Source organism: Flavobacterium bernardetii, assembly GCF_011305415.1.
Taxonomy (GTDB): Bacteria; Bacteroidota; Bacteroidia; order Flavobacteriales; family Flavobacteriaceae; genus Flavobacterium; species Flavobacterium bernardetii.
Map to the genome: position 1 here is coordinate 766,357 of NZ_JAANOQ010000001.1, position 25,457 is coordinate 791,813.

Here is a 25,457-nt window from a genome sequence, read left to right on the forward strand (position 1 = left end):
GCAAATGTATAAAGTTTTTGTAAACGAGAAACCACTTTTTTTGACAAATAAGTTTGAAAAGGAAACAAATTTTAAAATTTATTTGTTGGAAACGGTAAATATTCCAAAAGTAATCTCAGAATTATTTTTGAATAAAATACAAAGTGCCTACTTATATCATTCAGATGAAAAGTTGATTATGAAGACTTTGAAATCTAAAATACCTGTGGCAAAAGCTGGTGGAGGATTAGTTTTTAATGCTAATGGCGAAGTTCTGTTTATTTTCAGAAACGGAAAATGGGATTTACCAAAAGGTGGTATTGAAAAAGACGAAACGATTGAAAACGCTGCTATGCGTGAAGTAGAAGAAGAAACCGGAGTTTCAGGCTTAAAAATTACAGACAAACTACAAAAAACCTATCATATTTTTAAACGTAACGGAAGTTTTAAATTAAAAATTACCTATTGGTTTAAAATGGAAACGAATTTCACAGGACCAACTTGTCCGCAAGAAAAAGAAGGCATCTCAAAAGCCGTTTGGCTTAAACCCTCAGAAATTGAAGCTGCTCTTGGTAATTCTTACGAAAATATTAAGTTGTTGTTTGAAAGTGAAAATGCTAATGTGTCAATTGGAAAATAAGACAATATGCCAATTAGTATTATTGTTTAGAAAATGGCACATTGACAAATTGAAAATTGGCTAATTTTTTAATTCACTCTAAAAACCGGATACATCATAAACGCTTTTTCAAAGTATTTAGAATGTTTATACACCCAATATAATTGATCTCCGCCGTTTTCTGCGAAAGCTTTATCTGTTTGTTTTTTAGCTTCGAATTCTTGTTTTAAAGTTGGATTTTCATCTAAAATTTGTTTCGCTAAATCTTCAAAAACATAACTAGAATACCCTTCTTTTTGTTGTAAAATCGTATCGAAAAAATTCCAATTAAAATAAGAATCAACCGCTTCTGGCTCTAAAGTTTCCAACAAATATTTCACACCTAATTGATTGGTTGAAATTTTATAATCGCCCACTCTAAATTCCATTTTCTCTACATTTTTTTTGACAGTAGTATTATAATGTCCGTAATGACCTTCATACGCATTTTTCCCAGTTTGATACGTATCGATTTTATAAATTTCGACTTCAATTATTTCATTTTGAGAAATTTGTGTCATTGCTATGTTGTTCAATTTCAGTAATTCAATAATTTGCCATTGACTTTGTGGCAAAACATAATATTTCGGTATAGTTACAAATTTCGTGGGTTTGAAATTTCCATAAAACGGAATTTTTTTGGTAAAAGGTTTACTTCTGTCGTAATATAATCTGTCTTTTCCAGAAATGTCACTTGGTTTGTAACCGCCTTCAAAACCTTTAAAATCCATGTAAGATACTTTTGTAGAATCTATTGTCCAATGTAACGGATATTGATTTCCAGCTTTAAAACTTTCTAAATTGTCTTTTCTTATTTGTTTGATTTTTTCCCAATTCGCATCGGTATAATTTATCGTTGTTACCATAAATTCATAAGTCGTTTTTACACGATCTTTATAAGGCTTTAACATGTGCGTTTCTGGTACAAATCCTAAGGTGTTGAATAGAGTAGTGTAACCAGTTGCATATCGCGGAGTATCAGTAAATTGTTCGTAACCTAAATCTGGTTTTGCGCCGTGAATATTCACATACGGAACCACATCAATTTTCTTTTTCTGCATGTCTTTTACCATTTCTGGATACATTTCATTTTTGAAAAAGTCACCTAATTTCTCACCTAAACGTTCATGTTGAGTAGCAATACAAGTAAACGTATATTGATAATCGGCACCATTAGAAACGTGATTGTCTAAAAAAACATCTGGATTAACGGTATGAAATAACTCTTGAAAACTTCTTGAATTTCGAGTATCCGATTTTATAAAATCTCTATTTAAATCGTAATTTCTTCCATTTCCTCTAAATCCGTAGGCTTCTGGTCCGTTTTGATTGGCTCTTGAAAAGGAATTTCGGTTTAACATTCCATCTATATTATAAACCGGAATGGCAACAACTATTGTGTTTTTAGGAACTTTTATTTTTGCATTGGCCAAATCTCGTATCAACATCATTGTCGCATCGATTCCATCTGGTTCTCCTGGATGAATTCCGTTATTGACTAATAAAATTGCTTTATTCTGATTGAATGAAAAATCTTTATTCTCAGAAAAAACTACAATATGTAATGGTTTTCCACTATCTGTTAAACCCATCGTTTTCATTTCAATTTTATCTGAATTCGAATCTAATACTTGATAAAATGAAATACATTCTTCATAGGTTGTAGATTGATTTTTATTTCCTTTTTCGAATGGTGTTAATGGATTATTTTGAGCGTTTACTAACAGTGAAGTAAACATAAATAGTAGAATAAAACGCATAGTTATATATTTGAATTCCAAAAGTAAGGATATTAAATGGCAATTTCAAAGGCAAAAATCAAATTCAAATATTTATAATAACATATAATTGAACATTGAGAAATTGAATATTGGCAAATTAAAATTATCTTTGCCCCATGAATAAAAATTTACATTCCAACAATATACTTTCGAATTTAGGTATCGAAAGTTTAAATAAAATGCAAGTTGCTGCAGAAACATCAATATTGATTGATTCTGACGTAGTATTGCTTTCGCCAACAGGTTCAGGGAAAACATTAGCTTTTTTATTACCTATTTTTCAACTTTTAGAAGAAGATAATAATAAAGTACAATGTATGATTATTGTACCTTCGCGTGAATTAGGTCTACAAATTGAACAAGTTTGGAAAAAAATGTCGACTACTTTTAAAGTCAACATTTGCTATGGTGGCCATTCTATCGAAACAGAAATAAAAAATTTAAGCAATCCACCAGCAGTTTTAATTGGAACTCCAGGAAGATTAGCTGATCATTTAGAAAGAGAAACTTTTGATCCAAAAAGTATTAAAATGTTAATCTTAGACGAATTTGACAAATCGTTACAATTAGGATTTCATGAAGAAATGCGTTTCATTATTGGAAAATTAACCAATTTAGAAAAACGTATTTTAGTTTCTGCAACGGATGGAGTTGAAGTTCCAAAATATACCAGAATTGAAAAACCTAATGTTTTAAATTATATCGATAAGAAAAAGACTGAAACTAATTTAGATTTTAAATTGGTGATTTCTAAAGAAAAAGATAAGGTTAATTCATTGTTTCATTTAATCTGTTCATTGAAATCTCAGAATGCAATTATCTTCTGTAATCATCGTGAAGCTGTAGAAAGAATTAGCGATTATTTAAATGATAAAGGAATATTCTCTGTATTTTACCATGGTGGTTTAGAACAAGAAGAACGTGAACGTGCTTTGATTCAGTTTAGAAACGGAAGTATTTCGTATTTAATCACAACCGATTTAGGGGCTCGTGGATTAGATATTCCAGAAATGAAAAATGTAATTCATTATCATTTGCCTTCAAAAGTGGATGAATTCACACATAGAAATGGTCGTACCGCACGTATGATGGCTTCTGGAACCGCTTACATTATTATTCACGAAAGTGAGAAAAAGGTGGATTATATCGATTATGATATTAAAAAAATTGACGTATCTAATTATAGTGTAATTCCGAAACCACCAGAATTTAAAACCATTTATATTAGTGGTGGAAAGAAAAACAAATTAAATAAAATTGATATTGTAGGTTTCTTTTCTCAAAAAGGAAAATTAGAAAAAGGCGATTTAGGTTTAATTGAAGTCAAAGATTTCGTATCGTTTGCTGCAGTAAAATATGCTAAAGTGGCACCATTACTTCAAAATATTAAGGACGAAAAAATGAAAGGCAAAAAATATAAAATTGAAGTTGCCCGAGACGTTGTTAAAAACGCATTAGAAGAGTAATTAAATTAAAAAACCTTCAAGAAGATAAACTTGAAGGTTTTTTTATGCTTTATATTTTGCAAACCACCGAATCTGGTACAAAAGGCGAAGCGTCGCCACCATTTCTTAACACATCACGAACAATACTTGATGAAATATAAGACGTGTTTGCAGCAGTTAACAAAAACACGGTTTCGATTTTGGACAAACGTCTGTTAGTATGAGCAATGGCTTTTTCGAATTCAAAATCGGCTGGATTTCGTAAACCACGCAAAATAAATTGTGCTTTTTCTTTTTTACATAAATCGATAGTTAAACCCGTATAGGTAATTACTCGAACTTTTGGTTCGTCTTTAAATGTTTCTTCGATAAAACGTTTTCTGTCTTCTAAAGCAAACATGTATTTTTTCTCGGCATTTACACCAATTGCCACAATTACTTCATCAAATAATGAAATACCGCGTTTAATAATATCGTAATGTCCGTTTGTAATTGGATCAAATGAACCTGGGAATATTGCTTTTCTCATAATTAATATTCTAAAAATATTTGATTCCGCTGGAATCTGAAATGGTTAATCTTCTATATTCTTTGTTCTAAAAATATTTGATTCCGCTGGAATCTGAAATGATTGATTTTCTTTTCATTATATTCTATTTCTTCCAAATTGGTTTTCTTTCCAAAGCCAATTTAATTTCGTTATCTAATAAATCCGAAAAGTTCAAATTCGCATACGCCGCTTGTTGCGGGAAAATACTTTGCGGACTCAAGCCTGGATTGGTATTAATTTCAATAAAATGCGGAATATCGTTCATCACAATAAAATCGATACGAGAAAATCCTTGCATTCCTAACGCTTCATAAATTTTTGCGGTAGATTCAAATACTTTATTTTCTACTTCTTTAGATAATCGGGCAGGAGTGATCTCATTTGATTTTCCTAAATATTTGGCTTCATAATCGAAAAAATCATTTTCTGAAATTATTTCTGTTGTTCCTAAAACTTTAGTAACTCCATTTAATTTCATCACACCAACTGAAATTTCTGTTCCCTTTAACTGTGATTCTATTAAAATATCTTTGTCTTCCGCAAATGCAAATGCTAAAGCTTTATCTAATTCTGATAATTCTTTCACCATTGAAACGCCTAAACTACTTCCAGATTGATTCGGTTTTACGAAAAATGGAAAACCTAATGTGTCAGCAATTTTTTGACCATTGATTTCTTGACCTTTAGAGATATAAATCGAATTTGCTTTCGGAATATCAAACTTTCCTAATACAGAAAGTGTGTCACGCTTACTAAAAGTTAGTGCACTTTGGTAAAATCCGCAACCTGTGTATGGTAAATCAATCAATTCCCAATACGATTGCAAATGTCCGTCTTCTCCTGGAGTTCCATGAATGGTGTTTACGGCAACATCAAACTTAATCGAATTTCCATTGTTCTCAAATGAAAAATCAGCTCTATTAATTGGAAGTTTTTTATCCTCCATTTTCACATACCAACCTTCATTTAAGATGTGTACTTCAAAAACTTGGTATTTATCTTTATTTAAGTTATTCAAAATAAGTTGTCCGCTTCTTAAAGAAATTACAGATTCGTCTGAATATCCGCCCATTACAACTGCTACGTTCATAAAAAAATATTTGTTTCGGTTTTATACAAAATTATCATAAAATGTTTTACTTTTCTTATATTTGCCAAAATATATTTCAATGAGTTTAAGAAAGTTTTTAACCAGTTTTGCCTTTTTCAAAAATTTATTTTTTGCATTAGTTATAGTTGTCGTGTTTTTAGTAGCGTTTGTGAAGTTTTTAGACTTCAGTACGAACCACGGAGAAGAAATTACAGTAGCTAATTTATCTAAAATGAAATTAGAAGTTGCGGAAGAAAAACTAGATGAAGAAGGATTAGAAGTCTTTTTATTAGACACTGTCGAATTTCGTCCAGAATTTCCACCTTATACTATTGTGGAACAAGATCCAATTGCTGGTTCAAAAGTAAAAGATGGTCGTAAAATTTACGTAAAATTAAATGCTGGTGGTTATGCTATGATAACTTTCCCAGATTTAAAAAACAAAACATTCCGCCAAGCCACAAATGCATTAAGAGCTTTAGGTTTAGTGGAAGGTGAATTAAAATATGTTCCAGATTTAGCAAAAGATATTGTTTTAGAAGTTTCTTATAATGGAAAACCTGTAAAAGCAGGAGATAAGTTAATGAAAAATTCTAAAATTGATTTTGTTTTAGGTGATGGAAAAGACATGTTTAATGATGCAGATTTAGATTCTTTAAACGTTGAAGAACAAAATATAGAAATTGATACTACGAAATAATGCAAGAGTTTATAGATGAGAATGAAACGGCTGATGAAGATTTATATGAACACCATCGGTTTGAAATAGCAAAAGGACAACAAGCTATGCGTATTGATGTTTTTTTGATGAATAGCATTGAAAATACTACAAGAAGTAAAATTCAAAAAGCGGCAGAATCAGGAAATATTTTCGTGAACGATGTAGCTGTAAAATCTAATTATAAAGTCAAACCAGACGATGTAATTCGTGTGATGTTAGAACATCCGCCGTATGAACATTTACTGAAAGGTGAAAACATTCCTATTGATATTGTTTATGAAGATGATCAAGTTATCGTGGTAAACAAACCTGCAGGAATGGTAGTGCATCCTGGTCACGGAAATTATTCGGGAACTTTAGTGAATGCTTTGGCGTATCATTTTGATAATTTACCAATGAACAGCAGCGAAAGACCTGGTTTAGTTCATAGAATTGATAAAGATACTTCTGGACTTTTAGTAGTTGCCAAAACAGAAGAAGCCATGTTGCATTTGACAAAACAATTTGCTGCAAAAACTTCTGAACGTGAATATTACGCCATTGTTTGGGGAAATATTGAAGAAGATGAAGGTACAATTGAAGGAAATATCGACCGTCATCCGATAAATAGAATGCAAATGCACGTTTATCCAGAAGGCGAACAAGGAAAACCTGCGATTACACATTTTAAAGTTATTGAGCGTTTAGGTTATGTGACTGTAGTTTCTTGCCAATTAGAAACGGGAAGAACACACCAAATTCGTGTACACATGAAATATATTGGTCACACCCTTTTTAATGACGAACGATATGGTGGCGATAAAATTTTGAAAGGAACTACGTTTACGAAATACAAACAATTTATTGATAATTGTTTCAAAACCTTACCAAGACAAGCACTTCACGCGAGAACTTTAGGTTTTGTACATCCTACATCTGGAGAATTTTTACGTTTTACAAGTGAAATTCCTGAAGAAATTACATCTTGTATTGAAAAATGGAGAGTATATAGTAAGGCTGTTCAGTTTGATGACGAGAATTAATCTATAAAAATTATAAATATAATACCCGCAATAGTAGTAATTATTGCGGGTTTTTTTTATTCCTGTATCTCAGGAAAATCTCGATAAGCGTAATATTGTAACACTTCTTCAATAGCTAATTGTAACGCTTTATTGATGTGTACATAAACATTCCCTAATCGAAAATCTATTTGCGATAAATTCATATAGTAATCTGTGAAAATTGGAACAGATAAACCGTTGTTAATTGCTTCGTTGGTTTTGTTGTAGTTTTCGGTTTGTTGTTCTTTAATAATAGAACAAGTTGCTAATCGTAGTTGCGCAAATTTATCTTTAGTGGCGCCATAACCAAATAATCGACACACTAAACCTCGATATTTATAGGTATTACAACTTCCGTTATGTAAATCTAAATCGGAAATGGGATTGTAATTATAGCAAATTGGGTTGGAGTGGTTGTTTAATTTTTCGAGAGTATTTTCAGCTTCACCCATTTTAAACAAATGAAATGCCCAAGGTAAAAATTCAAGTGGAGAAGCTTCCATAGTTGGATTTGTACAACATTTTCCACAACCCGCGTTGCAAAACAATTGAGTGGTTGCGGTAAATGTTTTTAATTCTTCTTCCAATCGACTGAATAAAACTTCAATTTCTTGGACTTTACTTTCTATGGACATTCTTTTTTTTGGCGAATTTACGTTTAAAATAAATTGCTTACAAATATTAAAAACGTCAATTCGAGTGTTTATTGTGTAGAGTATCGTAACAAAAAATGTATCGAGAATCGTTTTTATTGAAATTTTCTTATTCTCGATACAAATCTGATAAATAGGAATCTCTCTAATTGAAGAAAATTATCTAAGCAATATTTTTATAGCCATTTGGTAAAGGTCGGTAGGCGTAATATTGCAAAACTTCTTCAATTGCATATTTCAAAGCTTTATTTATAGGTAAAATAATATTTCCTAAATGATGGTCAATTTGCGATAAATTCATGTAATAATCTGTGAAAATTGGAACGGGAAGTCCTTTGTTTATCGAGTCTGTTGAATTTTCAAAATTTTCAGCTTGTTCATTTTTAATAATCGAACAAGTCGCTAAACGCAATTGTCCGTATTTATCTTTTGTCGCACCATAACCAAATAATCGACAAATTAATCCACGATAAGGATAATTACTACAACTACCGTTGACTTTATCTAACAAAGTTAATGGGTTATAAATCAAACAAATTGTGGATGATTTTATTTCTAATTCGGCTAATACTTTATCTGCATCACCGTTTAAAAAAATATGAAAAGCCCAAGGTAAAAATTCTAAAGGAGAAGCTTCTATGTCGAGTTTAGTACAACATTTACCGCAACCTGCATTACAATGCAACTTGGTTTCAGTTTGAAACGTGTTTATTTCAACATCTAACTGACTAAACAATTGTTCAACAGCGGCAACCTTAATTTCAATGGACATTATTTTTTTACGAATGTACGCTTTAATACTGCCGAAATAGGTTTATATTCCGTTTATTTCGAAAATAAAAAATCCCTAACTACAAAGTAATTAGGGATTTGGAATAAAAATTGAAAACTAAATTAATTCACAATGATTTTTTTAGTCAAACTTCCGTTTTCAGCAGAAATCTGTAAGAAATAAAAACCTTGAGGTAAATTGTTTAATTTGTAAGTATTTTGATTGAAAATTGGATTTTCAATGTCTTTTATAATTTGCCCATTGATATTTACTAAAGTCAATTTAGTGATACTTTCTGTTGTGAAAATTTCAACTTCATTCGTATTTGTTGGGTTAGGGTAAATGCTTACTGCGTTATCAGCTAAGAAAGTTTCAGAAGATAAAAATACTGTAGGCCATCTGTTTTCAGCAGCTGGACCGCCCCAAATAACTGTTGCTAAATATGGGTTGTCAATAAATGGATTTCTATTTCCTTGTGCATAAGTGTTTGAAGTATTTCCAAGATAAGTATTTCTTCTGTCTTCATATAATGAAACTGGGTCTTCAGCATTCCATTCTAAAAAAAGTTGCACCATATTACTATCGTTTGTAGCAGTTGTTATTCCAGATTGTGAAACACCAGTTGGTAAACATTGTGTACCATATCTTAAATACATATACATCATCATTCTTGCCACATCTCCTTTCCATTCGTCTCCTGGATACCACAAAATACCTGTTTCGAAAGAATTTCCTGAGCCATCAAAAAAACGATCATTATCTCTCATTCCATTTCTGGCTACATCACTTGCTCTTATGTGATGCACATCAGCATCTGCTTCGTTTGTTGTTAAGCTTGGTGTTCCTAATGCTCTTGCATAGGTGTGCTCTCTATTCCAAGCACAATTTTGATCGCCACTATCTGCGTTTTTATTTCTTCTTCTGTGATCGTTATCGTCGCTCGAAATTCCAAAATCTGTTTCACTCACATAAGTACAAATATTATTACTAAAACCATAAAGTAAAAGCAAATTTGTATTTGTTGCATCATCAGTATCTAAATCAGTAAACCTTAATGCGTTTTCAGCTTCTGCATAAGTTAAAAAAATACTGTGCTTACTAATTGTTAATGCGGATAGTGATGCTTTTAATGTCATTCCTGTTTGACTCCAATTAAAACCATTGTAATATGGAGCAGCTGGTGCGCCTGCTTGCCCAAAACTCAATTGAGCAACTAATATTAAAAGTAAATATTTTTTCATAATTTAGGGGTATTAATTATTTCTAGTTAATAAAGCCATGTAAAATCCATCGTAACCAGATTCATGAGCTAATACTTTTTTATCTTCTACAAAGGTAAAGTTTTTTCCGGTCTCAGTTGTCAAGAATTTCTCAATTTGTTCCTGATTCTCAGATGGTAAGACACTGCAAGTTGCGTAAACTAGTTTTCCACCAGGCTTAACAATTGGTGCATAACTTTCTAAAACTTCAGCTTGAACTTTACGAATGTTATCAATAAATTCTGGTTTTAGTTTCCATTTTGCATCTGGATTTCTTTTTAAAACTCCTAATCCACTACAAGGTGCATCAATCAGCACTCTATCGGCTTGACCGTGAAGTTTTTTAATTACCTTAGTGGTATCAATTACACGGTATTCTATATTATGAATTCCGTTACGTTTGGCACGAATTTTTAATTGTTTTAGTTTGCTTTCATACAAATCCATAGCAATAATTTGCCCTTTGTTTTGCATTAAACAAGCCATATGAAGTGTTTTTCCACCAGCTCCAGCACAAGTATCAACTACTCGCATTCCAGGCTGAATGTCTAACATATGAGCTACCATTTGAGAAGAAGCATCTTGTACTTCAAACATTCCGTTTTTAAAAATGTCTGTCATAAAAACATTCGCTCTTTCATCCAATACTAAAGCTTCTGGATAATTTTCAATTGCTTGAGTGTGAATGTCTAGCTTAAGTAATTCTAACTTTAAAGCTTCTTTTGTAGTATTAAGGGTGTTGGTACGTAAAATTACTTTAGCTGGTTCATTTTGTGCCTTAATTTCTTTAGACCAAACCGCTTCACCTAATTCTTTTACACCAATTTCATCCATCCAATCTGGAATAGATTCTTTGAATTTTCTATCTTTTGATAATTCGTCAAATTTACCTTTTATTTTTCTAACTGGCGTACCTTCAAAGTATTTCCAATCAGGTAAAGTATGACCTTTTAACGTTGCCCAAACCGCGAACATTCTCCAAATACCATCTCTATCGAAGGGTTCTTTTTTAATCTCAGCAATCTCTGCGTATAAACGTTTCCAACGTACAATATCGTAAATGGTTTCCGCTACGAACTTTCTATCGCTGCTTCCCCATCTTTTGTCTAATTTTAAGGCTCTCGCCACAACTTTATCAGCATATTCTCCTTCATTGAAGATCGCCATTAAAGCGTCTATTACTGCAAAACTAATGTTTCTGTGAAATCTCATGTATTTTAAAAATAAAAAATGCTTGCAAAGATAGTAATTTTATACTAGCAACAAGCGATTATTGAATCAAATAATATTAATAAAAAACAAAAAAGCCGATGATTAGTCGGCTTTTAATTTATCTTCTTCCTCTTCCAGAACTTTCACTGTTTCCTCTCGGTTGTGAATTTTCTCTTGGAGCTTGCATTCTTGGTTGTGAACCGCCGCTTCTTGGTGATTCCATTCTAGTCTGTGAATTTCCTCTAGGAGCATCCATTCTTGGTTGAGAATTACCTCTTGGTGCAGATTCAACTCTTGGGTTGTTATTTCCTCTAGGTTGAGACTCAGCTCTTGGAGTTCCTACTGATGCATTTTCTCTTGGCGTAGCTTCAACTCTTGGATTATTACTGTTTCCTCTAGGGTTATAAGTTCTCGGTTGAGACTCAGCTCTTGGAGTTCCTACAGATGCATTTCCTCTAGGCGTAGCTTCAACTCTAGGATTATTACTGTTTCCTCTAGGGGTATAAGTTCTCGGTTGAGACTCAGCTCTTGGAGTTCCTACAGATGCATTTTCTCTTGGCGTAGCTTCAACTCTTGGATTATTATTTCCTCTTGGAGATCCTACAGATGCATTTCCTCTAGGCGTAGCTTCAACTCTTGGATTATTATTTCCTCTTGGCGAATTTGCAGCAATTGCATTTCCTCTTGGAGAATTTCCTCTAGGAGAACTTGTATTTGTATTTAGATCTCTTGTTCCAGGAGTACGTGTTTTAATTTGTCTGTTGTTATCCATTTCATATCTGTTTGAATAACCACTATTTCTGTGGGCAAAAGAACGATTTGGGTGACGCATTTCGTAACCATTTCCTCTTCTGCCATAATAAGCATTGTAAGCTGTATGACATCTTCTGTAGGAAACGTAATTATAGGAATGTCCGAAATTAATATGAATTGAAATATTGTTTCTATATCTGAAAATAGGGAATGGAGACCAGTGAGAATAGTATGATGGATAATAACCCCAATACCATGATGAACAATAAGGACGGTAATGATTTACCCAAAATGTAGTGTAAATTATTGGTGTATGAACATAAATTGGTTCATATATATAATTACTTCCATACATATAAACATCTCCAACTACCTGAATTTGAACTCTATTATTACTGTCTTTTTCAATTTCAACGGTGGCTACATCTTGAAAAACATCTTTTTCTAATACCGCTTGAATAACTACAATATGTGCTCTTCCTTCAACAGATTCCACAACACGTAAATAATCTACTTGATTATCGTTGTTTAAATCTAAATTAGAAATTTGAGATTTTGGATCATTCAATCTTCTTTCGAAATCTTCTAAATTTGAAGCATCACCAAAAATAGAGGCAACAGCTTTTAAATCTAAGTTATCACTAATATCACTGCTGTTTGCAGTCACTGTAGTTTTATCCTGTGCGAATGTAGGAATGGCTAGTAGTAGCGAGCCTATGACTGAAGTAAATAATCGTGTTTTCATAATATTTAGTATTAAGTTACTTTTCTTTTTAATGTAATTCCAATTATTGTGCCAAAGTTGATTTCTTAGGTTTTGTAATTTTATAATTTATTGTACATTAGCCTAAAATAAGGAGGTTATGAGAATTTTAGTTTTGCTTTTTTCGTTTGTATTTATATCGTGTAAATCAACTTTTAAAGTTGTAGAACGCAAAGATATTGTGTTAGATTCAGTTTCAATCAGAGCCATTTTTCCAACAATTGATGGAGTTTGGTTTGGAGGAACGAATTCAAAAGCTGGTTTTGTAAGTTTTCAAAATGATTCGGATACCAAAATTGTAAAACTTCAAAAAGAAATCACTGATTTTAGAAGTATGTCTAATTTTAGTAACGGTATTTTATTCCTAAATGCGGGTACACCTGCAAATATTTATGCTATGTCAACATTCGGATATAGTTGCGCTTCAAGCTTATTATATTCTGAAAGTGGTGAAAAAGTATTTTATGACAGTATGTTTATAGATGCTAAAACCAAATTTGGTGTTATTATTGGCGATCCAACTGAAGATTGTTTATCCATATTATTAACGGAAGATTCTGGGAAAACTTGGAATAAAATTCCGTGTGCCAATCTACCAAAGACTGTTGATGGTGAAGCTGCTTTTGCTGCAAGTGATACGAATGTAAAAATTGTAGATGGTGTAATTTTTATAATTTCTGGTGGAAAAAAATCGAGATTGTTTAAAAGTAAAGATAAAGGCAAAACTTGGGAAGTTTTTGAAACACCAATTATTCAAGGTGAAGCCATGACTGGCGCATTTTCAATGGATTTTTACAATAAGAGAAAAGGAATAATTGTTGGTGGAAACTATGAGCAACAAAAAGACAATTCCGCTAATAAAGCCTTTACTAAAAATGGTGGAAAAACTTGGAAACTTATTGCAGAAAATGAAGCATTTGGTTATGCTTCTTGTGTACAATTTATGCCAAAAAGCAATGGAAAAGTAATTTTCACTTGCGGAACTTCAGGTGTTTATTATTCCTCTAATTATGGTAAAACATGGCATAAAATAATAGATGATACTGATTTTTACACATTACGATTTAGTAGTGAAAAGTTTATTTATTTAGCAGGAAGAAACAAAGTGACTAAAATAAAAATAAGCCATTAAAATAATATTAATGGCTTAAATTGGGTTCAAATAAAAAACTTATAATCAGTTTTTATCGTCTAGGCGGAGGAGGATTTCCTCTGCGGTCTTTTAATTTTTCTAATAATTTTCTATGGAATTCTTGTTCCAATCTTTCTAGTTTTAAAACCTTATCAGCTGATATAACTGGAATAAGCTCAGCACGCATTTTCTTTTTCAAAGCCATTACTTCCGCTTCTTTTTCTTCCGCTTCTTCAATTTTCTTTAAAGCTTCTTCATCTGTTCCATTTCGTTTTTGATGACGAAGTTTCATCTGTGCTTCTTTTAAATCCATTATTTTGCCATCGTACTTATTATAAATAGGCCAAAATTTTTCAGCTTCTTCAGTAGTAAGTCCTAATTTCTGGGAAATGAATGCTATTTTTAAAGATTTGATTCTTTCTTTTCTAGCATCATTTTCCTGACTAAATCCAAATTGAATGGATAATAGAAATAAGAATATATAAGTAATTTTATTTTTCATAATATTTATTTTTTATCTAAACTTATACTTTAATTAAGTGAATTTAAATCATTATAGATTAATTCATTTTCTAATTCAGCTAAATCTTCACTATCTAACATAGAACCGACTTCATAAATGCTTAAATCTTCCGATTGCATTTCTAAATAATTCATTTCTGCAATTTGATTTTTATTCGTTTCAACAGAATTATATAGCATTGGAGAAACAATAGTTAGTAATAAAATAGCTGCAATTCCACTTACTTTATAAAGTGTTGCTTTTAGTTGAATTACTTTTGTTTTAGAATGATTTAGTTTACTTAATATTTTCGCTTCATTTTTTTCAAAATAGTTATCAGGCACAATAAAACCACTCGTTTCTGGAAGCAAGGTTGTGTTTACTTCACCACTAATTTTTTCGAATAACTTATCTGAAAAAGTATCGAAATAATCGGATGGGGTAGTAAACCCATTTTTAATTTTATTATTATCTAAATTTGTTTTCATTTGTGCTGAATTTATTTCAGTTATCTATTAGACCTTAATTTTATTAAAAGGTTTAATTCGTTTTTAAATATTCTTCAATTTTTTTTACCGCGTGGTGATAGTTTGCTTTTAATCCGCCAACTGATATATCAAGTATTTCGCTCATTTTTTCATATTTCATTTCTTCAAAATACTTCATTTTAAAAACAAGTTGCTGTTTTTCAGGTAATTTAGCAATGGCTTTTTGCAATTTCAATTGAATTTCATTACCTTCAAAATACACATCTGATTCTAAATTCATAATGGCTTTTTGTTGCACTTCTTCATTAGAAATCCCTTGTTTTTTAGCGCGTTGTTCAATAAAAGTCAACGATTCGTTCGTAGCAATTCGGTAAATCCAAGAATACAATTTACTTTCTCCTTTGAAATTTTTGATATTCGAAAAAACTTTAATAAACGTATTTTGTAGCACATCATCAGCGTCATCATGATTTAAAACAATATTTCTAATGTGATAATACAAGGGTTTCTGATAATGTTGTACCAATTGCTTAAACGCACTATTTTGCGTTTTCGGGTTAATTAAAGCTTCTATAAATAGTTTCTCTTCTTGCAAAATTACAACGGATTTTATTATTTGACTAAAGTTATACAAAAAGGTTTAATTACGAAGTAAATTTTTTAAATTCGCAAAAAATTTAAATCATGTTACAAACAGTTATTTTTGATATGGATGGTGTAATTGTGGATACAGAACCTGTTCATCATTATGCTTATTTTCAACATTTTAAAGAATTAAATATTGAAGTTACAGCAGAAATGTTTGCCACTTTTACAGGAAATTCTACAAAAAATGTTTTTCAAAAAATTAAAGATAATTTCGGAATCACTACAGACACAGAGACTTTAGTACAACGAAAAAGATCTATTTTTAATGAAGCTTTTGATACTAAAGAAGATTTATTTCTAATAGAAGGCGTGGAAGATTTAATTAAAAATTTACACCTTAGAGGTATTCAAATGGTTTTAGCTTCTTCAGCTTCTAAAGTAACGATTGAAAGAGTTTTTAATAGATTTAATTTGAATCAATACTTTTCACATATTGTTTCTGGTGAAGATTTTCCACAATCGAAACCCAATCCAGCAATTTTTATTGAAGCCGTACGATTATCAAATACGCCTAAAGAAAATTGCATTATCATTGAAGATAGTACGAACGGAATTAAAGCCGCACACGCTTCTGGAGTATTTTGCGTTGGATATAAAAGCGTAAATACAAAGAAACAAGACTATAGTTTAGCCAATATCGTAATTGATAGATTTGAAGAATTGGATATAGAGAAGGTGTTGGGATAATTTACCCAACCGCTTCTTTATAAACGCGTAAGCATTTTTCTCTAGCTTCTTTGTGATCTACAATTGGATTTGGATAATATGGCGTTTCTAATTCAGGAACCCATTTTTTGATGTATTTTAATTCCTTGTCAAATTTTTTAATTTGTTCAGTAGGATTAAAAATTCTGAAATAAGGCGCAGCATCTACACCAGAACCTGCAGCCCATTGCCAATTTCCAACATTGCTAGCTTGTTCATAATCTAATAATTTTGAAGCGAAATAAGTTTCGCCCCAACGCCAATCGATTAATAAATGTTTGCATAAGAAACTCGCCACTACCATTCGTACACGATTATGCATGTGTCCGGTTACATTTAATTCTCTCATTCCAGCGTCAACCATTGGATAACCTGTTTTTCCTTCACACCATTTTTGAAATAAAACTTCATTATTCACCCATTTTATTTCATCATATTTAGGTTTGAAACTTTGCGTTTTAGTATGTGGAAAATGCCATAGAATTTGCATAAAAAATTCTCTCCAAATTAATTCTTTTAAATAGGTTTCATTCTGAAATTTAACCGCATATTGCACTAATTTTCGAATACTAATGGTTCCAAATCGCAAATGAATACCAATTAAAGAAGTTCCGTTTTTTAAAGCTGGGAAATTTCTCGTGGCTTCGTATTCTGTAACTAATTTTTCTGAAATATTGTATTCTGGTAATGGAATAGTTGTTTTTTCAAAACCTATTTCATTCAATGATAAAAAAGGGTAGGAATGTGGTGAAATTTTATCTAATACTGTTTCAGACGGATAAATAACTAAATTAGTTTCTTTTAATTTCGCTTTCCATTTATTAGAATACGGTGTATAAACCACATAAGGCAAACCATCATCTTTAGTAATTTCTGATTTTTCAAAAATGACTTGATCTTTACACGTTTTAAATTCGATTTTCTGTTTTTTAAATAATTCGTTTAGCGCTACATCTCTTTTTCTGGCATACGGTTCATAATCATGATTGGTATACACCGAAGTAATTTTGTTTTCTAAGATTAACTTTTCGAAAATTTCAAGTGGCTTACCATAGAATACCGCTAACGATTTATTGATTTTAATTAATTCAGAATTAATTTTATCTAATTGATTGTGAATAAAAGTGACACGAGCATCATTTTTATCTAAGTGTTGCAAAATGGTTTCATCGAAAATAAAAATAGGCAAAACAGCTGCATTATCCTGCAAAGCGTGAAATAATGCGGTATTATCCTCTAAACGTAAATCTCTTCTAAACCAAAAAACAGTCATCTTATTTAAATTCTCCAAAAAGTTCAATTAATTTTTTTCTTCTGTATTCAAATATCTCATTTAATTTTGGTTTTACAAGAAAAGGATGCACCAATTGACCTAAAATTCCCATTGGGACTTTATAATCAATACTATCTTCCATTTCAACTCCACCAGGAATTTCCTTGATGAAATGCTTGTGATGCCATAAAGCATAAGGTCCAAAACGTTGTTCATCAACAAAATATTCCCCTTTGACTACGTGCGTAATTTCTGTAACCCATTTGGTTTTAATTCCTAAAATAGGTGTTACAATGTACTGAATTATTTGTCCAGCATACATTGGTCTGTCAGCGCCACTTAAAATATCAAAACTCATATACTCAGGAGTAATTGCTTTTAAGTTTTCTGGACTTGATAAAAACTCCCAAGCTTGTTCTTTAGTAATGGGTAAGTTCTGTTTGGTATGAATATTGTATATTTTCATTTGTAAATTTATTTATTGCAAATATACAATTGTTTAATCTTTTTTAATATAAATTAAACAAAATAATTTATTTATATTTTTATTAACTTTGTATAATCATTAATTGCTTTAAATTAGCAAAAAAAAAGATACTTATGAAAAGATTTATTGTTTTAAGTTTATTATTAATTACTGGGATTTCATTTGCTCAAATTACTATTCCGCAAGCGAGTCCGATTTCTAAAGTAGATCAAACTGTAGGTTTAACTCAAATTAGAGTAGATTATCACAGGCCTAGCGCAAAAGGAAGAGCCGTTTATGGTGAATTGGTTCCTTATGGGAAAAATTGGAGAACAGGTGCAAACGAAAACACAACAATTACTTTTTCAGAAGATGTAATAATTGATGGAAAACCATTAGCGCAAGGAACTTACGCATTATATACAACTCCAAAAGCTGATTCTTGGGATATTATTTTTTACAAAGAAACAGGAAATTGGGGATTACCAGAAGAATGGAAAGAAGACAAAGTTGCTTTAAAAACTTCTGCAAAACCAGAAAGTTTAAACAGATTAGTGGAAACTTTTACCATTTCATTTAATAATGTGACAACTGAAGCGGCTAATTTAGAATTATCTTGGGAAAAAACTTTGGTTTCTGTTAAGATTGATGTTCCTACTCAAAAAATAGTGTTGAAAACTATTGAAGATACTATGAACGGACCGTCAGCAAATGAATATTATACGTGTTCACAATATTATTACCAATCGAACACCGACTTAAATAAAGCGTTAATCTGGATCAGTCAAGGTATTGCTTTATCAGGTGAAAAAGTTCCATTTTGGTACCACAGATTAAAATCACTAATTCAATTTAAATTAGGAGATAAAAAAGGAGCTATTGAAAGTGCAAAATTGTCTTTAGCAGGAGCAACCGCTGAAAAAAACGAAGATTATATCAAACAAAATAAAGATAGTATCGAATTGTGGTCTAAAAAATAATTCGTAACTTTATACTATAAAATAAGGCTGTCTAATTAATAGGAAAACCAAAGGTTAGAAATTCTGGATTTACTTCAGAATAAAGGTTTTCGAGACTTTTTAGACAGCCTCTTTTTTGTTTATATGGTTTTTAAACTTTCAATAAAAACATCAATTTCTACTTTAGTATTATAATGACTGAAAGAAATTCTTAAAGATGGTTTTTTCATGTTTTCTTCTGATAAAAATTCAGCTAATACATGTGAAGGCTTTACACTTCCACTCTGACAAGCACTTCCTCTAGAAACTGCAATGCCTTTCATATCCAAATTGAATAAAATCATAGCAGTTTTTTCTTCTGAAAAAGGCAACAAAACATTTAGGATATTGTAAAATGTGTTTTCTCCATTTATTACTAAACCTTCAAAATTTGCTTGTAACTGAGAAACACAATATTTCTTTAATTCCGTAATATATTCTGTTTCATCAACTAAATGCAGATTTGCTAAATCAAAAGCTTTAGTCATTCCCGCAATTTGATGAATAGCTTCGGTACCAGCACGCAAACCTTTTTCTTGTTCACCACCAAATAACATCGGTTGCATAATTCTGTTTTTTCGGATAAAAGCAAAACCAACTCCTTTTGGACCATGGAATTTATGCGCACTTGCCACCAAAAAATCTAAAGGTGTTTCTTGTAAATCTATTTTTACTTTCCCAATAGATTGTACCGTATCGCAATGAAAAATCGCATTATATTTTTGACAAATTCCGGTAACTCGGTTTAAATCTAAAACAGTTCCAATCTCATTATTCACATGCATTAATGTCACTAAAGTCGGGATTTCATCATTCAATTTTCTTTCGAAATCAAATAAATCTAAATTTCCATTCGGTAGAATATTGATATAATCAACTTCAACTCCAAATTCTTTTTGCAGATTTAAAACGGTGTATAAAGTTGCGTGATGTTCAATTTTACTAGTAATGATTTTTTTAATTCCATTATTTTTAACCATTTCGCGTAAAATCCAATTGGTTCCTTCTGTTGCATTGGCGGTAAAAATAATTTCTTGAGCAGAACAATTTAAATGCTTCGCAATCATTTTTCGAGATGTTTCTAAAATCGATTTTGAACTTCTTCCAAAGCTGTGTGTTGACGATGGATTTCCAAAATCGTGTTGTAGCACATCAATCATAGTATGAATAACTTCTGGGCGTAAAGGTGTGGTTGCGGCGTTATCTAAATATATATTTTTCATAATATTAAGTCGCTAATTTTGCCACGAAGGCACAAAGTCGCTAAGTTTTTTTAATGTTTGTGTTATATTTTACAAAATGTAAACTTGTCAGTCAAAATATCTTCAAATTCTCCAAGTCACTTTGTCTCTAATTCTTTTTTATTTCTGTTTGATGTAAACTTTCATGGCTCCTAATCGGTATTTGCCATAACTGGCTTCTTGAATTACTTTGTTTTCGTAGCGTTTTAATAAATAATCTATTAAGTCGCTAATTTTGCCACGAAAGCACAAAGTCGCTAAGTTTTTTTAATGTTTGTGTTATATTTTACAAAGTGTAAACTTGTCATTCAAAATATCTTCAAATTCTCCAAGTCACTTTGTCTCTAATTCTTTTTTTTGATGTAAACTTCCATAGATCCTAATCCGTATTTGCCATAACTGGCTTCTTGAATTACTATTTTTTCGTAGCGTTTTAATAAATATTCTATTAAGTCGCTAATTTTACCACGAAGGCACAAAGGCGCTAAGTTTTTTTAATGTTTGTGTTATATTTTACAAAGTGTAAACTTGTCATTCAAAATATCTTCAAATTCTCCAAGTCACTTTGTCTCTAATTCTTTTTTATTTTTGTTTGATGTAAATTTCCATAGCTCCTAATCCATATTTACCGTAACTGGCTTCTTGAATCACTATGTTTTCGTAGCGTTTTAATAAATATTCTAGTTCACTTTTTAAAACGCCATCACCAACTCCATGAATTAAAACGACACGATTGTATCGCTTAGAAATAGCAAAATCCATAGCGCGTTTGGCTTCTTCTAATTGAATGTTCAGTTTATCGAAGTTCGTTAAATTTTGGTTTCTACCTGTAATAATTTTTTCTAAATGTAAATCGACTTCAAAAACCATAGGGTCTTTTTTACTCAATTTACTTAAAACAGAACCTTTCTTTTTCGGAATTTCTTTTTCTGCTAAAACCTGAGATAAATTGGCTCCAAAGTTTATTTTCGGCGCATCTGAAGCAATTTGAATCAGTTCTTTTTTATAATAAATTAATTCAAAACCATCAGTTGTTTCTATAATTAATCTGTTATCTGTCTCAAAACCAATTACTTTACCTTCTAAATTATCATCTAGTACTTGTACAACATCACCTATATTCATTTTTCTCGAATTTAAATCTGCATCAAAAATAAATAATTCAAATTTAATTTGGTAATTAAAATACAACTATATACATTTGTACCATATGAAAAACAGAATTCAAAATACTTGGTGGTGGAATAACTTACAACTTACGTCGTGAGCAAATCCTCTATTGTATTAAATTATACATTTTAAAAAGGCTTGTCATTCACGACAAGCCTTTTTTTATTTTCTAAACTCAACTAATTAAGATGAAAACATATACTTTACATACCAATTCTAAAAAACTGCTAGCTGATACGTTTACGCCAGTGAGTGTTTATTTGAAAATTAGAGATAAATTTCCAAATAGTCTATTGTTAGAAAGTTCTGATTATCATGCGAATGACAACAGTTTTTCTTTCATTTGTTTCAATCCAATTGCTAATTTTAGTGTCGAAAATAATGTGATTACGAAACAATATCCTGATAATACAATCGTAAAAACAGACATTCGAAACAAAAATGTTGTGGATGAATTAGCTCAGTTTTCTCAGCAATTTATAACAGAATCGGAATCGTTTAAGTTTATCAATAATGGTCTTTTTGGTTATATTTCTTATGATGCTATTCAATATTTCGAGAAAATAAATATTAAAGAAAAATCTCCAGAAAACGAAATTCCATTAATACAATACGCAGTTTATCAGAATATTATCGCTATAAATCATTTTAATAACGAAGCGTATATTTTTTGTCATTCTTATGATGATGTAAACAATATCGCCGAAATTGAACAAGTATTACAAAACAAAAGTTTTGCTTCGTTTAGTTTTAAAAAGGAAAATGAAGTGGTTTCGAATTTAACAGATGAAGAATTTAAAAGAAACGTAACTTTAGCTAAGAAACATTGTTTGCGTGGCGATGTTTTTCAATTGGTATTATCAAGACGCTTTTCGCAAGAGTTTAAAGGTGATGAATTCAATGTTTACAGAGCTTTAAGAAGTATAAACCCTTCGCCATATTTGTTTTATTTCGATTATGGAAATTATAAAATTTTTGGATCATCGCCAGAAGCACAGATTATTATTAAAGATAATGTAGCAGAAATTCATCCAATAGCTGGAACTTTTAAAAGAACTGGTAACGACGAAGAGGATGCGCAATTAGCCAAAAAACTTACGGAAGATGCCAAAGAAAATAGCGAACACGTTATGTTAGTGGATTTAGCTAGAAACGATTTAAGCAGAAATTGTAACGAAGTAAAAGTAGAAAAATATAAAGAAGTTCAGTTTTTCTCTCACGTGATTCATTTGGTTTCAAAAGTGACTGGGAAATTGAAAAATCCTAATAATTTCATGAACTTAGTAGCTAATACATTTCCCGCAGGAACTTTAACAGGCGCTCCGAAAGTTCGTGCCATGGAATTAATTGAAGAAATGGAACAAACCAACAGAAGTTTTTATGGCGGTGCAATCGGTTTTATGGATTTTAAAGGCAACTTCAATCACGCGATTATGATTCGTTCCTTTTTAAGTAAAAATCATAAATTGTATTTTCAAGCTGGCGCCGGAATTGTAGAAAGTTCCACAGAAGAAAACGAAACACAAGAAGTATATAATAAGTTAAGTGCTTTGCAAAAAGCTTTAGATTTAGCTGAAACCATTTAAATAACAATTACAATATCAATGGCAAAAATCAATTAATGCATGTTTTAAAAATTGTAAATTGAAATTGTAATAGACATTGAATAAATAATAATTAATTAGTTGATATTGAATTTTGATATTGACATTGAAATTGAGAATATGAAAATAGCAGTTATAGATAATTACGATAGTTTTACATACAATTTAGTACACTATTTAGACGATTTAGGAGCAGAAGTGACTGTTTTTAGAAACGATGAATTTGAATTGAAAGAATTAGAATCTTTTGAGAAAATACTTTTGTCGCCAGGACCAGGAATTCCTGATGAAGCAGGTTTGCTTAAAGAGGTGATTAAAACCTATGCCAAAACAAAAAGTATTTTTGGAGTTTGTTTAGGTTTACAAGCTATTGGAGAAGTTTTTGGAGGAACACTTACTAATTTAGAAAAAGTATATCACGGTGTAGCTACAAAAGTTTCTAAAACAGAAGACGATTTCATTTTCAACAATTTACCTAATGAAATGGAAGTGGGTCGTTATCATTCTTGGGTGATTTCCAACGAGAATTTTCCTCAAAATTTAATCATCACATCAACGGATGCAAACGGACAAATTATGTCGGTAAAACATAGTGTTTACGATGTTCGAGGTGTGCAATATCATCCAGAAAGTGTCTTAACGCCTCATGGAAAAAAAATCTTGGAAAATTGGCTTAGTCATTAAAGAGCCAAGTAAAAAGTAAAAAGAATCAAGTAAAAAAAATCAAGTAGGACGATTTATACCTAAAGATAATGAAAAATATAATAAATAGATTAATAAACCACGAAATACTTTCCAAACAGGAAGCCAAATCGACGTTAATAGAAATTTCTAATGGAAATTGTAATTCACATCAAATTGCAGCATTTTTAACGGTTTATATGATGCGAAATATTACTATTGAAGAACTTTCAGGTTTTCGCGAAGCTTTGCTAGAATTGTGTATTCCAGTTGATTTTTCAGCATATGATACCATCGATTTATGTGGAACAGGTGGGGATGGAAAAGATACGTTTAATATTTCAACTTTATCATCTTTTATTGTCGCAGGAGCTGGTTACAAGGTGGCGAAACATGGAAATTATGGGGTTTCTTCCATTTCTGGGTCGAGTAATGTGATGGAACAAATGGGGGTGAAATTTACAAATGAACAAGAAATTTTAACCCGATGTATTGAAGAAGCAAATATTGCGATTTTACATGCACCATTATTTCATCCAGCTATGAAAAATGTTGGACCAATCAGAAAGGAATTAGGCGTAAAAACATTCTTTAATATGCTTGGACCAATGGTAAATCCATCGTTTCCTAAGTTTCAAATGGTTGGTGTTTTTAGTTTAGAATTGGCCAGAATGTATGCGTATTTATATCAAAAAACAGAAACAAAATACGCCATTCTTCACGGATTAGAAGGCTTTGACGAAGTTTCATTAACTGATAAAGTAAAAATTATTACGAATACAACAGAAACCATCAATTCACCTGCTGATTTTCTTTTCGAAACCATTCAACTTTCTGAAATTAAAGGTGGAGATACAGTTGAAGATTCAGCCAAAATATTCCATAAAATATTAAATGGTGAGGGTTCTGATCCACAAAATAATGTGGTTTTAGTCAATTCAGCTTTAGCCATTCAAACTATTTCTGAATTAAGTTATGCTGATTCTTTGGAAAAAGCAAAAGAAAGTTTATTCAGTAAAATGGCACTTTCAAAATTAAATACACTTATAAAATTAAGCAACTAATGGATATTTTAGAAAAAATCATTGCAGACAAAAGGCGAGAAGTGGAATTGAAAAAATCAATTATTCCTGTTTCTCAATTAGAAAATTCGGTTTTATTTAATTCTAGAACCCATTCGTTAAGCAAATTATTACAAAATTCATCATCAGGAATTATAGCTGAACACAAAAGGAAATCACCATCAAAACAAACTATAAATTCATCATTTACTGTAGAAGAAGTAGTGAAAGGCTATCAAAATGCAGGCGTTTGTGGAATTTCAGTGTTGACAGATATGAAATATTTTGGTGGAAGTTTAGACGATTTATTGTTGGCGAGAGCTTCCGTAACTATTCCTTTATTAAGAAAAGAATTTATCATTGACGAATACCAATTAATAGAAGCTAAAGCACATGGAGCGGATGTAATTCTGTTAATCGCTGCAGTTTTAACGCGACAAGAAATTAAATATTTGTCTGAATTTGCGCAATCATTAGGTTTAGAAGTTTTGTTAGAAGTGCATAATGAAGAAGAATTGCAAAAAGCGATTATGCCAAGTTTAAATATGATTGGCGTAAACAACAGAAATTTAAAAACTTTTGAAGTTAGTTTATCGTATAGTAAAGAGTTGGCAAACCTAATTCCTAATGAATTTGTAAAAATATCTGAAAGTGGTATTTCCAATGTTGCAGCGGTTAAAGAATTACAACAATTTGGTTATCAAGGATTTTTAATCGGAGAAAACTTTATGAAAACGGATAATGCTGGTTTAGCAGCAAGTGAATTTATCAAACAATTATAACAACACAGATTAAAGAAATTATATAAA

27 protein-coding genes are annotated in these 25,457 nt (G+C 31.1%); 11 read left to right on the plus strand and 16 right to left on the minus strand.

The annotated features are described in order from the left end of the window. The first annotated feature begins 4 nt into the window (after positions 1-4). Entirely contained in the window at positions 5-619 is a 615-nt protein-coding gene (locus tag G6N05_RS03695) for an NUDIX hydrolase (protein WP_166125199.1), read from the plus strand. Between the two features lie 68 nt (positions 620-687). Here the strand turns inward: G6N05_RS03695 and G6N05_RS03700 are convergent, their stop codons facing one another. Continuing rightward, a complete protein-coding gene (locus G6N05_RS03700) occupies positions 688-2,397 on the minus strand; it encodes a M14 family zinc carboxypeptidase (protein ID WP_187002996.1) in 1,710 nt (569 codons plus the stop codon). A 137-nt stretch (positions 2,398-2,534) separates the two neighbouring features. Between G6N05_RS03700 and G6N05_RS03705 the strand changes: the two genes are divergently transcribed. Then, positions 2,535-3,884, plus strand: coding sequence for a DEAD/DEAH box helicase (locus G6N05_RS03705; RefSeq protein WP_166125200.1), 1,350 nt, complete (start codon positions 2,535-2,537; stop codon positions 3,882-3,884). Between the two features lie 49 nt (positions 3,885-3,933). Here G6N05_RS03705 and coaD read toward each other — a convergent pair whose 3' ends face one another. Further along, positions 3,934-4,392, minus strand: a complete 459-nt coding sequence (gene coaD / locus G6N05_RS03710; protein ID WP_166125201.1) for a pantetheine-phosphate adenylyltransferase — start codon at positions 4,390-4,392, stop codon at positions 3,934-3,936. 124 nt (positions 4,393-4,516) lie between these two features. Then, positions 4,517-5,503, minus strand: coding sequence for a D-alanine--D-alanine ligase (locus G6N05_RS03715; protein WP_166125202.1), 987 nt, complete (start codon positions 5,501-5,503; stop codon positions 4,517-4,519). A gap of 79 nt (positions 5,504-5,582) precedes the next feature. On the opposite strand from G6N05_RS03715, the gene G6N05_RS03720 reads away from it, so the two are divergent. Then, the gene (locus tag G6N05_RS03720) at positions 5,583-6,203 is read left to right on the plus strand and encodes a PASTA domain-containing protein (RefSeq protein WP_166125203.1); all 621 of its coding nucleotides are present in this window, start codon (positions 5,583-5,585) and stop codon (positions 6,201-6,203) included. Beyond that, complete coding sequence (locus tag G6N05_RS03725) at positions 6,203-7,246, plus strand: RluA family pseudouridine synthase (RefSeq protein ID WP_166125204.1); 1,044 nt, start codon at positions 6,203-6,205, stop codon at positions 7,244-7,246. The genes G6N05_RS03720 and G6N05_RS03725 overlap by 1 nt, the downstream gene beginning before the upstream one ends. A gap of 56 nt (positions 7,247-7,302) precedes the next feature. Here G6N05_RS03725 and G6N05_RS03730 read toward each other — a convergent pair whose 3' ends face one another. The 5 genes from G6N05_RS03730 to G6N05_RS03750 all read right to left on the minus strand — a co-directional run bounded on the left by G6N05_RS03730 (position 7,303) and on the right by G6N05_RS03750 (position 12,661). Then, a complete protein-coding gene (locus G6N05_RS03730) occupies positions 7,303-7,902 on the minus strand; it encodes a YkgJ family cysteine cluster protein (protein WP_166125205.1) in 600 nt (199 codons plus the stop codon). A 181-nt stretch (positions 7,903-8,083) separates the two neighbouring features. Continuing rightward, positions 8,084-8,692 carry a YkgJ family cysteine cluster protein gene (locus G6N05_RS03735; protein ID WP_166125206.1) on the minus strand — a complete coding sequence of 203 codons (609 nt, stop codon included), beginning with the start codon at positions 8,690-8,692 and terminating at the stop codon, positions 8,084-8,086. 122 nt (positions 8,693-8,814) lie between these two features. Continuing rightward, positions 8,815-9,933, minus strand: a complete 1,119-nt coding sequence (locus G6N05_RS03740; RefSeq protein WP_166125207.1) for an endonuclease — start codon at positions 9,931-9,933, stop codon at positions 8,815-8,817. 12 nt (positions 9,934-9,945) lie between these two features. After that, positions 9,946-11,163 carry an RsmB/NOP family class I SAM-dependent RNA methyltransferase gene (locus G6N05_RS03745; RefSeq protein ID WP_166125208.1) on the minus strand — a complete coding sequence of 406 codons (1,218 nt, stop codon included), beginning with the start codon at positions 11,161-11,163 and terminating at the stop codon, positions 9,946-9,948. Positions 11,164-11,281: 118 nt separating this feature from the next. Further along, on the minus strand, positions 11,282-12,661 hold the full coding sequence (locus G6N05_RS03750; RefSeq protein ID WP_166125209.1) for a hypothetical protein: 1,380 nt from the start codon (positions 12,659-12,661) through the stop codon (positions 11,282-11,284). Between the two features lie 118 nt (positions 12,662-12,779). On the opposite strand from G6N05_RS03750, the gene G6N05_RS03755 reads away from it, so the two are divergent. Continuing rightward, positions 12,780-13,811 (plus strand): sialidase family protein, encoded by a 1,032-nt coding sequence (locus G6N05_RS03755; RefSeq protein ID WP_166125210.1) that lies wholly within the window; start codon positions 12,780-12,782, stop codon positions 13,809-13,811. A gap of 52 nt (positions 13,812-13,863) precedes the next feature. Here the strand turns inward: G6N05_RS03755 and G6N05_RS03760 are convergent, their stop codons facing one another. The 3 genes from G6N05_RS03760 to G6N05_RS03770 are packed head-to-tail and all read right to left on the minus strand — an operon-like array spanning position 13,864 to position 15,396. After that, complete coding sequence (locus tag G6N05_RS03760) at positions 13,864-14,313, minus strand: sensor of ECF-type sigma factor (RefSeq protein ID WP_166125211.1); 450 nt, start codon at positions 14,311-14,313, stop codon at positions 13,864-13,866. A 29-nt stretch (positions 14,314-14,342) separates the two neighbouring features. After that, positions 14,343-14,801: a hypothetical protein gene (locus tag G6N05_RS03765; protein ID WP_166125212.1), complete on the minus strand. Its 459-nt coding sequence runs from the start codon at positions 14,799-14,801 to the stop codon at positions 14,343-14,345. Positions 14,802-14,853: 52 nt separating this feature from the next. Continuing rightward, positions 14,854-15,396 carry an RNA polymerase sigma factor gene (locus G6N05_RS03770; RefSeq protein ID WP_166125213.1) on the minus strand — a complete coding sequence of 181 codons (543 nt, stop codon included), beginning with the start codon at positions 15,394-15,396 and terminating at the stop codon, positions 14,854-14,856. Between the two features lie 89 nt (positions 15,397-15,485). Here G6N05_RS03770 and G6N05_RS03775 point away from each other — a divergent pair, with 89 nt between their 5' ends. Next, positions 15,486-16,136: an HAD family hydrolase gene (locus tag G6N05_RS03775; protein ID WP_166125214.1), complete on the plus strand. Its 651-nt coding sequence runs from the start codon at positions 15,486-15,488 to the stop codon at positions 16,134-16,136. A 1-nt stretch (position 16,137) separates the two neighbouring features. Here G6N05_RS03775 and G6N05_RS03780 read toward each other — a convergent pair whose 3' ends face one another. Continuing rightward, positions 16,138-17,427 carry a cryptochrome/photolyase family protein gene (locus G6N05_RS03780; RefSeq protein ID WP_166125215.1) on the minus strand — a complete coding sequence of 430 codons (1,290 nt, stop codon included), beginning with the start codon at positions 17,425-17,427 and terminating at the stop codon, positions 16,138-16,140. Between the two features lies 1 nt (position 17,428). Continuing rightward, positions 17,429-17,893 (minus strand): SRPBCC family protein, encoded by a 465-nt coding sequence (locus tag G6N05_RS03785; protein ID WP_166125216.1) that lies wholly within the window; start codon positions 17,891-17,893, stop codon positions 17,429-17,431. A 134-nt stretch (positions 17,894-18,027) separates the two neighbouring features. On the opposite strand from G6N05_RS03785, the gene G6N05_RS03790 reads away from it, so the two are divergent. Then, positions 18,028-18,873: a DUF2911 domain-containing protein gene (locus G6N05_RS03790; protein ID WP_166125217.1), complete on the plus strand. Its 846-nt coding sequence runs from the start codon at positions 18,028-18,030 to the stop codon at positions 18,871-18,873. Positions 18,874-18,992: 119 nt separating this feature from the next. On the opposite strand, the gene G6N05_RS03795 is transcribed toward G6N05_RS03790, so the two are convergent. The 3 genes from G6N05_RS03795 to G6N05_RS03800 all read right to left on the minus strand — a co-directional run bounded on the left by G6N05_RS03795 (position 18,993) and on the right by G6N05_RS03800 (position 21,257). Further along, positions 18,993-20,114, minus strand: coding sequence for a cysteine desulfurase family protein (locus G6N05_RS03795; protein WP_166125218.1), 1,122 nt, complete (start codon positions 20,112-20,114; stop codon positions 18,993-18,995). 138 nt (positions 20,115-20,252) lie between these two features. Then, the gene (locus tag G6N05_RS15695; RefSeq protein WP_262887783.1) at positions 20,253-20,384 is read right to left on the minus strand and encodes a hypothetical protein; all 132 of its coding nucleotides are present in this window, start codon (positions 20,382-20,384) and stop codon (positions 20,253-20,255) included. A gap of 330 nt (positions 20,385-20,714) precedes the next feature. Then, positions 20,715-21,257 carry a Smr/MutS family protein gene (locus G6N05_RS03800; RefSeq protein ID WP_166125219.1) on the minus strand — a complete coding sequence of 181 codons (543 nt, stop codon included), beginning with the start codon at positions 21,255-21,257 and terminating at the stop codon, positions 20,715-20,717. Between the two features lie 233 nt (positions 21,258-21,490). On the opposite strand from G6N05_RS03800, the gene G6N05_RS03805 reads away from it, so the two are divergent. From G6N05_RS03805 to trpC, 4 genes are all read left to right on the plus strand, one after another. Further along, the gene (locus tag G6N05_RS03805; protein ID WP_166125220.1) at positions 21,491-22,888 is read left to right on the plus strand and encodes an anthranilate synthase component I family protein; all 1,398 of its coding nucleotides are present in this window, start codon (positions 21,491-21,493) and stop codon (positions 22,886-22,888) included. Between the two features lie 138 nt (positions 22,889-23,026). Continuing rightward, complete coding sequence (locus tag G6N05_RS03810; RefSeq protein ID WP_166125221.1) at positions 23,027-23,590, plus strand: anthranilate synthase component II; 564 nt, start codon at positions 23,027-23,029, stop codon at positions 23,588-23,590. Between the two features lie 68 nt (positions 23,591-23,658). After that, positions 23,659-24,651, plus strand: a complete 993-nt coding sequence (trpD, locus tag G6N05_RS03815; RefSeq protein ID WP_166125222.1) for an anthranilate phosphoribosyltransferase — start codon at positions 23,659-23,661, stop codon at positions 24,649-24,651. After that, entirely contained in the window at positions 24,651-25,430 is a 780-nt protein-coding gene (gene trpC, locus G6N05_RS03820) for an indole-3-glycerol phosphate synthase TrpC (protein ID WP_166125223.1), read from the plus strand. The genes trpD and trpC overlap by 1 nt, the downstream gene beginning before the upstream one ends. Positions 25,431-25,457 lie beyond the last annotated feature (27 nt).